Genomic DNA, 12,762 nt, shown 5'->3' on the forward strand with positions numbered 1-12,762 from the left:
ATGATAATGATGACTATTTGGTGCGGAATAAAGGTGAATGGGTCACAGTAGAAAAATAACAAACAACACCTACGGCAGTTCGAGTGATTCTGATTTTTTCATCAAAATTGTTTCGAGAATATTCATTACTAATGAAATAACTCTTTATCGACAGTAATTTCAAGCTTTAAAGCGTTTAAAATTCACTCGAAATAAGGATACATAAAAATTAAATACTGAAATAAATTCAGCGTGACAAAACAATAAACTAAATAAAATCCAAAACAAAACCGCTAATTAATGTTTAACACAAAAAAAACAAAACACATGAAAAATTTAAAACAGATTTTAGCGATCGGATTTATGTTCAATTTAGCACTAATATTTGCTCAGCAGCAAGCTTTTGTTACAGCTGATAATGGATTAACATTAAGAGAAAAACCAGATGTAAGTTCAGAACGGTTAGGGAAATTACATTATGGAGATGAAATAGAAATTACAGAGCAAACTAACATAGAACTTATCATTATAGATGAGGGTGAAAGAATAGCTGGGAACTGGGTTAAAATAAAAGCAAATTCAAAATCTGGCTATGTTTTTAACGGTTATCTATCTAAAGCAAGATTTACAAAAGGTATAGAAGTTCACCATAAAGGATTACAACTTAGAGTAAAGAATCTAAAAAGTAATGACGAATCTATTATCTATCCTTTTTTTGAAAAAGACACTGTTAATGTAAGTGTAGAATTAGGCGATAGTCCTGAGGGTAAAATATTAGTTATTAATAATGAAGATTACGAGAGAGTCAGTATTTTTCAACGATTTAAAAATAGTATTACCTTAATGAATGAAGATTCTAATTGTGATCTTACCGATTGGAAACATTACAATTCTGATTGGAAACCTATTATGCGTATTAATGCTTCTAAATTTAAGACACTATCTTACAGTGAAGAGGATTGGCAGAAGTTTATCAAAACAGCAATTGATGACTTAAAAACGGAAGTCATTGAGTATTGTGGTGAAGACTGGTTAAACTATGTTGAGACTATAAAAGATGTAAAAGATAATCCTATTGGACTTTCAACTTCTCGTATTTTTCTAAAAATTCTAATGACAGATTCTAAAGATAATATCACTGAAAAAATAATTGAATTTGAGATTCCGATGGGTTATTGAAAATTAAAAAAGATTTAATTCTGGAGACCTGCAAGGTTTTAAATACACTGTAGGTCTTTTTATATTTAATAATACATACATTTAAATTCCTTAAGTTCAGATCGGTATCGACTGCGCTCAACTTAATAAATTTAAAAAACACTCATGAAAATCTTTAAACCTTACTACGCAGTTATATTCACATCAACACATTCTGAAAATAGCAATGGTTATTCAGAAATGGCTATGCAAATGGAGGCTTTAGCAAAACAACAAAAAGGCTATATAAGCATAGATAGTGTAAAAAATGATGTTGGTATTACAGTTAGTTATTGGGAAAATTTAGATGCGATTAAAACTTGGAAAGCATACACTGAACATTTGTTAGCACAACAAAAAGGCAGACAACAATGGTATAATTGGTATAGCGTAAGAATTTGTAAAGTAGAGCGTGAATATGAGTTTACTTCAGTCTAATTTAAGACTAATTTTTTAACGTAAAATGCCCTTTAAACTCTTGTCCATCTATTTTAATAACATACCAATAATCTGAAGTTGGTAAACGGCTGTTATTAAAGGTACCATCCCAATTCACATTTCTATTAATTGCAGAGAATAGTAATTTACCATAGCGGTCAAAAATATAAACTTCAGTAGAGATGAAAAACTCTAAAATATTTAAAGAAAAGAAATCATTATCTCCGTCACCATTAGGAGTCATAAACTTCGGAATAAAGAAATGCAAATGCTCTTGAATCACTACAAGATCACATTCATTAGACTTCACATAGATTGTATATAAACCACTTTGTCTATTACTAAAGATGTTACTCGTTTGAAAATCTATCCCATCTAACGAATACAAATAATCACCATCATTAAGAAGATTAATAATTATGGTACTCCCTTCTGACACTACACTTTCAATAATAGGGTTCTCAATAGCAGTTATAATAAATGTTATAATCTCTGTAAAACAGCCATCTGTTATTTCAACTTCATAGCTTCCTGCAGAATCTATTGTAATTGATGATGTCATTTCACCAGAGTCCCAATCGTAAGAAGGATTTATAATAGATGATGTTGCTTGTAAAAGTAGCGTCTCATTTTCGCAAAGCGATAAAAATTCATCTCTAAAATCTAAGGGTTGCGTACCTGTAATTTCCCATATACAAGATACCTCACTAAATGTAGCTGTTTCCCAGCATTCTAAATTAGTGGGTTCTAATGATTGTGTGCCTGAAATTTCCCAACCACATGTAGCATTATTAAACGTACTAATTTCCCAACATTCTAAATTGTTTGGTGCTGGTGGTTGTATCCCTGTAATCAACCACGAGCAAGATACAATACTAAAGGTTGTCGATTGCCAACACTCTAAATTGTTTGGTGTCAATGGCTGAGTTCCCGAAACTTCCCAAGTACAAGTTGTATTATTAAATATTGCAATTTCCCAGCATTCTAAGCCTGTTGGCATAGCTGGTTGTGTACCTGTAATATCCCAAATACATGTGGCATTATTAAACGTAGTAGTTTGCCAACACTCAATCGCAGGTTGCACGGGTTGTGTTCCTACTAATACCCATGCACAAGTGCCATTATTAAATGTCGTAGTTTGCCAACATTCTAAATTTGTTGGAGCTACTGGTTGTGTTCCATTAACATCCCAAACACATGTTATATTATTAAAAGTAGCTGTTTGCCAACATTCTATTGCTGGTTGAGCAGGTTGTGTACCTGTAACTTCCCAAATACAACTTGTATTATTAAAATTAGCCATTTCCCAACATTCTATCGCTGGTTGAGCCGGTTGTGTACCTGTAACTTCCCAAATACATGTGGTATTATTAAAGGTAGTAGTTTGCCAACACTCAATTGCAGGTTGTATAGGCTGGGTACCTGTTACCGACCAACTACAAGACACATCATTAAAAGTAGCAATTTGCCAACATTCTATAACTGGTTGTGCTGGTGCTTGTGTTATAATAATTTGAAAAATATCGGAAAATGTAATACAATCTGCATTATTTAAATTAGCAGCAAACTCGGCGACTTTAGCTCTGTAGAACGAAGTTGTAGTAACACCTGTTACTGTAATGGATGCATTAGTTTCTCCAACTAAATCAACCCAAGTAATACCATCTGTACTTACTTGCCATTGATAAAAATGACTATTAAAAACTGCATTATCTGGTATCGCAGTAATGGTATCAGAATAAGGTGATATGCTACTACATAGCGAGGCATTATCGTTATTATTAGAATCTTCAACCGCAATAGAATCACCACAACTTTTAAATACAATATCATCAATTGCTAAATCGTTTCCGCATCCGCCAGACCCATTATTAAGCATTTTTAATATTACAGAGGTCTGTGCTGGTAGCGACTGAAACACAAGAGCATACTGATTCCAATCTGGTGCAGTAGTACTCGTAATATTACCGGTTGTACCTGAGGCTAAAAGATTAGTATCTGTGTTATCCCAAATTTCAAATCTCACATTAATAGGAATAACTCCTGCTCCACAAAACCCTCCTGCTGGCGACAGATTAATCAGCCATGATGAAAATTCGTAAGTTGTATTTTCGCAAAGACCATTAATAGTTGTTCTGTAAAATTCACCAGCCGAAAAATCAGAGTTAATGATAAGCATTCTTCCATTTGTGTCATTTGGAGTATGATCATTTATATCAAACCAATCAAAGTAATTTGAATTACTAGAAACGGTGTAAAGACCATCATTTGGGTTTTGATTATTAGCATACGTATAAGTAGTAGTGCCCGGAGGTAATTGAGAATCTTGTGTTCCTGTACCAAAGTTTTCGGAAAATATTGGATCACCAGAATTACCTTGACAAAACCCTAATTGCGCATGCAATCCTTTTGAGAAAAAAGAAATACAAAAAATTATGAGTACTTTATGATCTAAGAAAGTGTTTCGCACGTTTAAATATATAGATAAGTTTGTGTAATAATTTTGACTTTTCGATGAAAAGATCATAAAAGCTACTTTTGTATAGTACATGTATAGGTTAATTAAATATTTTAAACGACATAGAATAAAATCTGTAGTGATTTCTGTTCTACTTATAACTTATTATTTCTGTTTACCTCAGCAATTATTTAAAGATCCTACTGCAACGGTTATTACAAGTCATGCAGATAAATTACTAGGTGCAGTAATTGCTAAAGATGGGCAATGGAGATTTCCAGAAAGTGATGCTATACCAGAAAAATTTAAAACTTGTATTCTCCAATTTGAAGACGAATATTTCTATAAACATCCTGGTTTTAATCCAGTTTCGATATTTAAAGCTTTAAAACAAAATTTAAGTTCTGGTGATATAAAACGTGGTGGCAGTACTATTACACAACAAGTCATTCGCTTATCGCGAAAAGGACAGTCTAGAACTTATTTTGAAAAGCTAAAAGAAATAGTTTTAGCAACACGACTAGAATTAAGGTTATCTAAAAATGATATCTTAAAGCTTTATTCTAGTCATGCGCCATTCGGTGGAAATGTAGTGGGAATTGATGCCGCATCTTGGCGTTATTATAACAGAAACGCGACAGATTTATCTTGGGCAGAAAGTGCAACTTTAGCTGTATTACCTAATGCACCAAGTCTAATTTATCCAGGGAAAAATCAAAAACGCCTTTTAGAAAAACGTAATCGTTTATTGAAAAAGCTTTTTGATAATGGCACACTAGATAAGCTGACTTATGAGTTGTCTATTGCTGAAGGCTTACCTCAAAAACCTTATCCGCTTCCGCAAATAGCGCCTCATTTGCTTCAGAAAATAGCTAGAAAAAACAGAGGGAAGCGCATAAAAACGACGCTTAATATTACTTTGCAAGAGCAGGTCAACGGTATTGTAAAACAGCATTATAATGTATTAAAACAAAATGAAATTTATAATATTTCGATTTTAATACTAGACGTAAATACACGAAAAATTTTAACCTATGTCGGAAATTCTCCAACTGATAAAGCACACCAAAAAAGTGTAGATATTATTGACAAACCTAGAAGTACAGGAAGTATTTTAAAGCCTTTTCTATATGCTTCTATGCTTGATGCTGGTGATTTATTACCAAATACTTTAGTCACAGATGTACCAACGCAATTTGGGAGTTATAAGCCAGAAAATTTTAATAAATCTTATGATGGTGCAGTACATGCCAATGAAGCTTTGTCCCGCTCATTAAATGTGCCAGCAGTTAGGATGCTTCAGAGTTTTGGTTTAGACCGATTCTATAATTATCTCAAACAATTACAGCTTAAAGATTTAAAATACAACGCCAATCATTATGGTTTATCCTTAGTACTTGGAGGTGCAGAAAGCAACCTATGGGATTTATGTAAAAGTTACGCTGCCATGGCTTCAACTTTAAATCATTTTAATACCAACTCTAGCCAGTACTTTAGTAATGAATTTTGTCAACCTACTTATAATTTCAAAACAGATATTGACTTCGGAAAACTATCTACAGAGAAAACTATTTTTGACGCGGCTTCTATTTTCCTCACTTTTGAAAGTATGAAACAAGTAAACCGACCTGAAAGTGATGAAAGCTGGGAATTTTACGATTCTTCGCAAGACATAGCTTGGAAAACAGGTACAAGTTTTGGTTTTAGAGATGCTTGGGCTATTGGTACTACAAAAGATTATGTTGTTGGTGTTTGGGTTGGCAATGCAGATGGAGAAGGACGACCAGGTTTAGTTGGTGTACAAACTGCAGCTCCAATTCTATTTGATGTGTTCGATATGTTGCCTAAAAGCGACTGGTTTACTAAACCGTATGACGAAATGCTAGAAGTAGATATCTGTAAAAAAAGTGGTTATAGAGCGTCATCAATTTGTGATGATACTGAGCTTAAGTATGTTCAAATTAGTGGGCAAAAAACAGAACCTTGTCCATTTCATAAATTGATGCATTTGGATGTTTCGGAACGTTTTCAAGTGAATTCGTCTTGCGAATCTGTTTCAAATATTATCAGTAAACCGTGGTTTGTCCTGCCACCTTTACAAGCCTATTATTTTAAAAGCAAAAATCCTTTTTATAAAATTGTTCCACCATATAGAAGTGACTGCGATAAAGCTTCTCAAGTCTCAATGGAGTTTATTTATCCCAATCAGCAAAGCACAATATTCTTACCGAAAAGCTTTGACGGAAATACAAATGATTTAGTTTTAAAAGTCGCACATTCAAAACCAGAATTGGAACTGTATTGGTATATTGACAGTACATTTGTTGGTAGCACGCAAGATATTCATGATATGGCAGTTATACCAACTGCTGGAGACCACATCATTACAGTTATGGATGAATTAGGAAATGAAATAAAGCATAAAATTACTATTTCTGAATAATTACTTTCATACACAAATCCTTACTTTTGTGCTTATTAAAACACTAAATTAATTATGGAAACTGTTCAATTTATACATTCTTACTGGGCTTATTTAGTACTATTAGTTTTAGTAGCTGCTACTTTTAATGCACTATTTAAGTTTATTGGCGATAAAGAATTTGATGCAAAAGATTTTAGAATATCCCTTTTTGCACTTATTACAATGCACATTCAACTTTTGATTGGTGTTGTACTTTACTTTACTAAAGGTTATTTTGATGAAAACAGTATTGGTGAAGTCATGAAAAATGACAGTTTAAGAAAATTAGCGGTTGAGCATCCAACAACTATGATTATAGCTGTAGCATTGGTGACAATTGGCTATTCCAAACACAAAAAGAAACTCGTTTCTAAGCCAAAATTTAAGATGCTAGCTGTTTTTTACTCTATTGCTTTAGCTTTAGTTTTATATATGATTCCTTGGAATCTTTGGTTCTAAAAAAAAGGTGCAAATTTAATTTGCACCTTTTTTTTATAATTTCTTTTCAGAATTAATCCTCTTTTACTTCTTTAATTAAGTAGACATATACAGGGAAGTGATCACTGAAGCCATCTGTAAAACCCCCATCAGCAAAACTCCTAAATGGATAACCTTCATATCTTCCGCGCTTATTAGTTAAATACGCTTTATTGTAAATTCCTGCTTTCCAAAATCTAAAAGACGAATAATCATCATCTAATAAAGGTTTCGTCATCATTATCTGATCAAATAAACTCCAAGCATCTCTATAAGCTGTAGTTCCATAGCCTTTCTCGGTAAACATTTTTTCGAAAGGGTTATAAATACCTTTTAAAGGCACTTTCGTTTTATCTTTTTCTGCTTTCAAGATTTTTTTAACACTTTCGTTTGTTGGGTCATCATTTAAATCACCCATAGTAAAAATCTTAGCATAAGGATCAACAGATTGTATAGAATCAATAATGCTTTTATTTAACTTTGCAGCTCCAACTCGCTTAGATCTACTTCTTGCCTCTCCACCACTTCTTGATGGCCAATGGTTTACCAAAATATGTATAAGATCACCATCAAGCTTTCCACTTACTAATAGTTGATCTCTTGTATAGACTCTTTTTCGAGTTAAATTATCATAAATTAATAATTCGTGGGAACTTGAATCTGTAGGTTTAAATAATGCCTTTTGATATAATAACGCAACATCGATACTTCTCCTATCTGGTCCTTCAAAATGAATAATTCCATAATCCTTAGCTAACAATAAAGGATCATTAACTAAATCTTCTAAAACTTTTCTGTTTTCAATTTCGCAAACACCAATAATAGCTGGAGAATTGTTTGCTCTATCACTACCGATATTAGCAACAACACGAGCCATGTTTTTAACCTTCTTTTTATAAATTTCTGATCGATTGGCTTTAATCTCCATCATAGGACTCGCCTCATCATATTTTAAGGGGTCATTTATAGTGTCAAATAAATTTTCTAAATTATAGAATGCTACTGTATGAATTTTAAAACGTTTTTCTTGTTGTGACCAAACATTCGAAATACAGACTAATGCAAGTAAGACAAGACATGATTTTAATATTTTCATTTAATTTTTTTTATTATTTTAAATAAATAAAATAAAACATTTTTTTAAAAATTATATTTTTTTTAACGCTGTTTTATTCTTTCGTATTATCTAATTGTTATATCCAAAGCAAAATGCTTGCCAAAAATATGATATTATTATAAAAAATGTACATTTGCACGCCTTAAATAAGTTTTATTAAGGCATACTAACAATCAATTTTAATATTAGGCATGAAAAAAAGTTTTTTACTCTTTCTGTTCGGAATCGCCTTTTCTTTGACAAATTTTGCACAACAAACAATTGTTAAAGGAAGCGTTTTAGACGGAACTACAGGAAATCCAATTCCTGATGTAACTATCACTATTGAAGAAACTAGACAAACTACAAAAACAAATGGGAGAGGTGAATTTAGTTTTACCACAAACGTTCCACTTGGTGAGCAAGTTTTGAAAGTTGAAATCGTAGGGTATGTTACCAAACGTTATCCAATTATTGTAAATGAAGGTAAAACTGTTGATATCAGCGGTATGACTTTAGATTACGATAGTAGTGATAAAAAAGATTTGTTCATTATTTCAATTTCAGATGATAATTTGAATAGTGAAGACGACGGTTTAACAGATAATATTTCTGGTTTACTACAAGCATCGAGAGATGTATTTCTAAATGCTGCTGCTTTTGACTTTAGCGCAACATTCTTTAGACCAAGAGGTTTAGATAATGCTAATGGTAAAGTCCTTATTAATGGTATAGAAATGAATAAGCAATTCAGTGGACGTCCGCAATGGGCTAACTGGGGAGGTTTAAATGACATGCAACGAAACCAAGAATTTTCAATGGGTATGTCTGCCAACGATTACAACTTTGGTGATTTAGCTGGTACTAATAACATTATAATGCGTGCTTCAAAATATAGAAGAGGCGGACGTATTTCTTATGCTTCAGCAAACAGAAGTTATCAAGGAAGAGTCATGGCAAGCTATAACTCTGGTATGCTAAAAGATGGCTGGTCATATTCTGTTTTAGGATCACGTCGTTATGGCGAAAGCGGCTTTGTAAATGGTACGTTATATGATGCTAATTCGTTTTTTGTTGCGGTTGAAAAACAAATCAATGAAAAACATAGTTTAAACTTTACTGGTATTTATGCTCAAAATAGACGTGGACGATCTACAGCACTAACACAGGAAGTAAATGACCTTAAAGGAAGACAATACAATCCGTTTTGGGGTGAATTAAACGGTGAGCAACGTAACTCTAGAATGCGTAAAACAGATCAACCTATCTTAATGTTGAATCACTTTTGGGATATTTCTTCTAAAGTAAGATTAAACACTAATGTGGCATATCAATTTGGTGAAATTGCAAATACTAGGATTGATAATGGTGGTACTAGATTAGTAACCGTAGGAAATGAAAATGTGTTTTTAGGTGGTGCTCGTAACCCGGACCCAACGTATTATCAAAATTTACCTAGTTTCTTTTTACAAGATCCAAACCCAACAGCATTTGATTATCAACAAGCATTTGTTGCTCAAGAAGCATTTGTTAATGACGGACAATGGAATTGGAACGCACTTTATGAAGGTAATGCAACACTAAGAAACCGAGGTGGTAACTCATTATATGCAGTACAAGCAGATGTTGTTAATGACCAACAACTCTCTTTTAATTCTATTTTAGATGCAGAGTTGGCAGAAAATATAAGATTAAACGCATCACTTAATTATAGACATTTAAAAAGTGAAAACTTTGCTCGTGTTGAAGATTTACTTGGAGGTACAGGATATCTTGATGTAGATTTCTTCGCAGATGAAGATGAGACCGCCATAGATGATGAAGTTGCTTCAAATTTAGCGCAAAGTGATTTGCGTAATCCAAACCGTATAGTTGGTGAAGGTGATCGTTACAAGTATAACTACATTATGGATGCAGACGTTGTAAGCGCATTTACACAAGTCCAATTTAAATACAATAAAATAGACTTTTATGTGGGTGCTAATGTTTCGCAAACTAATTATCAAAGAACTGGTCTATATGAAAACGGTTTTTTTGAAGGGGGCGGTAATAACGGATCTTTTGGAAAAAGTGATAAATTAGATTTTACCAATTATGGTATTAAAGGAGGGTTTACTTATAAAATAACAGGAAAGCATTTATTAGATGTTAACGCAAGTTACTTTACTAAAGCGCCCACCTTAAGAAATGCTTTTAGCAACGCAAGACAAACTAACGCATCAGTCATTGGTCTTGAAAGTGAGAATATTCAATCTGTTGACGCAAGTTATATTTTTAGATCTCCGAAAGTAAAAGCAAGACTTACAGGGTTTTATTCTGGCTTTAAAAACGGAAGTGATATAGGGTTTTATTTCACTGAAGACTTAGCCGGCTTAGGTATTGATTCTGGTGATGCATTTGTACAAGAAATCTTAACAAATGTAGAACGTAGGCATGTAGGTATGGAATTTGGTATTGAGGCGCAGGTGACTCCAACTATTAAACTTAAGGGAGCTGCTTCTATAGGACAATATACATTTCAAAATAATCCAAACCTATATTTAACAAGTGTAGATTTTGATGGCCCATTAACTTTTGGAGATGGAACAACACAATTAGAAGACTATCATGTCTCTGGTGGACCAGAACGCGCATTTCAAGTAGGTTTTGAATATAGAGATCCTAACTTTTGGAATATTGGAGTTACAAGTAACTTCTTCTCTAATGCGTACGTAGATGTAAGTAATTTAGCGAGATCTGCAAATTTCACCTCAGATTTTGATGGAAACACATTTAATGATTACGACCCAGTCGTTGGTAAAGAATTATTAAAGCAAGAACAATTTGATGATTATATGCTGGTTAATATTGTTGGAGGAAAGTCATGGAGAATTGACGATTACTTTGTAGGCTTCTTTGCAACCATAAATAATGTGTTTAATGAAGAATACAGAACAGGTGGTTTTGAGCAATCGCGATTATCAAATTTCCGAAGAATACAAGAAGATAAGTCTAGAGATAACGGTCCTATTTTTGGATCAAGATATTTCTTTGGCGCTGGTACCACATATTACCTTAACGTATATGTAAGATTTTAAGCAATGTTAGAACAAAATAAAAAATACAACATGAAAACTTTAAAAATTAACAAACTAATACTATTACTTGTTGGGTTAGTAGTATTTAATAGCTGTGTACAAGATGATGATTTTGATACACCAAATTTAACGATTGAAGAACCTGTACTAGATGGTGGCGAAATTAATATTAGCTCTGTATCTGGATCTTTAGCCCAAGAACAAATAGATGAAGGTTTAGATGACAATGGAGAATTAAATTATGATGAAGATGGAGTACTTTACACGTATCCTACAGATGGACCAAATCAATATGTCGTAGGTTATGTGGTTTCATCTGATGAAGCTGGTAACTATTTTGAAGAATTAATTATTCAAAATGCACCTGAAAATCCAACATTTGGACTAAGAGTACTTGTGGATGTTAATCCTTTATTTGTACGTTACGAAGTTGGCCGCAAAGTTTTTGTTAAAGTTAATGGCTTAGTTGCTGGTATATCTAATGGAGTTTTAACTCTAGGTCCACAAGATGGTGATCGTGTAGGCAAAATACCTGCTGCATCAGAAGGTGATTTTATTTTACGCTCTGCTGAAATAGCAGATATGGTACCACTTCCGTTAACTGTAGCTGGTTTTACTAATGACAAAACAAATATTTTAATACAACTTGAAGATGTTCAGTTTAATGTAAATCAAGCATTAGGTACTGAAGATAGTGGCCCATTATCATTTGCGTCTGAACCTTCAGATCAGTTTGATGGTGAACGTATTTTAGAAGATTGTTTATCTGGCTCATCTACAGTTTTTGCTACTAGTACATTCGCAGACTTTAGTGGATTAACGTTACCTGCTGGAAGAGGTTCTATGACGGCTGTTTTACAGAAAAACTTTTTTGGTGATGAATTTAATGTCGTTATAAATACTCCTGAAGATATGGATCTAAGCAATGAAAATCGTTGTGATCCAGCAGAATTCCTTATCAGCGATGTCCCAACAGATTGTGATGACACCGTCGTAAGTGGAGCAACAACTATTTTCTCTGATGATTTTCAAAATTACGATAATGCAGGTGAACTTACTGCAGCAGGTTGGTCGTTGATTAATGTTAGCGGAGGCTCTTATACATGGGGAGTTAGCGGATTTGGTGGTAACACTTACGTAATTGGTAATGCTTTTGGTACTGATGAAGCTGATATTGATACTTGGATCGTTTCACCAGAAATTGATTTAGATAATACAACAGAAGATGTTTTAAATTTCGATATACAAACCAATTTTAATGGCGGTGAAGTAATGTCTGTATATATATCTACAGATTTTGTTGATACAGCCACAGACTCAAACTGGTCTCTATTAGAGGATGTTACAATTCCTGATGGCCCTGCTAGTGGTTTTGGTACATTTCAAGCAGCAGGACCAGTAAACTTATCTTGTGTTTCTGGTACAGTAAGAATAGGATTTAGATATACTGGCTCTGATCCAGGCGCTACAACTAGATATCACATAGATAATGTAGAAGTTTCAGGCAATTAAGACTTAAAATACTATACTTAAAAAGCCACATCTTTAATTTAAAGAATGTGGCTTTTATTTTATG

The 12,762-nt window shown here is 33.2% G+C and carries 8 protein-coding genes; 6 read left to right on the forward strand and 2 right to left on the reverse strand.

The window, feature by feature from the left end; genetic code table 11:
• The first annotated feature begins 306 nt into the window (after positions 1–306).
• Together B2U95_RS03590 and B2U95_RS03595 are read left to right on the forward strand one after the other, a co-directional pair.
• Positions 307–1,158, forward strand: coding sequence for an SH3 domain-containing protein (locus B2U95_RS03590; protein ID WP_296312919.1), 852 nt, complete (start codon positions 307–309; stop codon positions 1,156–1,158).
• 144 nt (positions 1,159–1,302) lie between these two features.
• Complete coding sequence (locus tag B2U95_RS03595) at positions 1,303–1,614, forward strand: antibiotic biosynthesis monooxygenase family protein (protein ID WP_296312920.1); 312 nt, start codon at positions 1,303–1,305, stop codon at positions 1,612–1,614.
• A gap of 7 nt (positions 1,615–1,621) precedes the next feature.
• Here B2U95_RS03595 and B2U95_RS03600 read toward each other — a convergent pair whose 3' ends face one another.
• Positions 1,622–4,084, reverse strand: a complete 2,463-nt coding sequence (locus B2U95_RS03600) for a T9SS type B sorting domain-containing protein (protein WP_296312923.1) — start codon at positions 4,082–4,084, stop codon at positions 1,622–1,624.
• Positions 4,085–4,163: 79 nt separating this feature from the next.
• Between B2U95_RS03600 and pbpC the strand changes: the two genes are divergently transcribed.
• Both pbpC and B2U95_RS03610 read left to right on the forward strand, forming a co-directional pair.
• A complete protein-coding gene (gene pbpC / locus B2U95_RS03605; protein ID WP_296312926.1) occupies positions 4,164–6,515 on the forward strand; it encodes a penicillin-binding protein 1C in 2,352 nt (783 codons plus the stop codon).
• Positions 6,516–6,566: 51 nt separating this feature from the next.
• Entirely contained in the window at positions 6,567–6,995 is a 429-nt protein-coding gene (locus B2U95_RS03610; protein ID WP_296313061.1) for a hypothetical protein, read from the forward strand.
• A 52-nt stretch (positions 6,996–7,047) separates the two neighbouring features.
• Here B2U95_RS03610 and B2U95_RS03615 read toward each other — a convergent pair whose 3' ends face one another.
• A complete protein-coding gene (locus B2U95_RS03615) occupies positions 7,048–8,109 on the reverse strand; it encodes an endonuclease/exonuclease/phosphatase family protein (protein WP_296312930.1) in 1,062 nt (353 codons plus the stop codon).
• A gap of 212 nt (positions 8,110–8,321) precedes the next feature.
• Here B2U95_RS03615 and B2U95_RS03620 point away from each other — a divergent pair, with 212 nt between their 5' ends.
• Complete coding sequence (locus B2U95_RS03620; RefSeq protein ID WP_296312932.1) at positions 8,322–11,186, forward strand: carboxypeptidase-like regulatory domain-containing protein; 2,865 nt, start codon at positions 8,322–8,324, stop codon at positions 11,184–11,186.
• A 30-nt stretch (positions 11,187–11,216) separates the two neighbouring features.
• Positions 11,217–12,698, forward strand: coding sequence for a DUF5689 domain-containing protein (locus B2U95_RS03625; protein WP_296312934.1), 1,482 nt, complete (start codon positions 11,217–11,219; stop codon positions 12,696–12,698).
• Positions 12,699–12,762: the final 64 nt, after the last annotated feature.

The sequence above is a fragment of the Winogradskyella sp. UBA3174 genome, from assembly GCF_002364335.1.
Taxonomy (GTDB): domain Bacteria; phylum Bacteroidota; class Bacteroidia; order Flavobacteriales; family Flavobacteriaceae; genus Winogradskyella.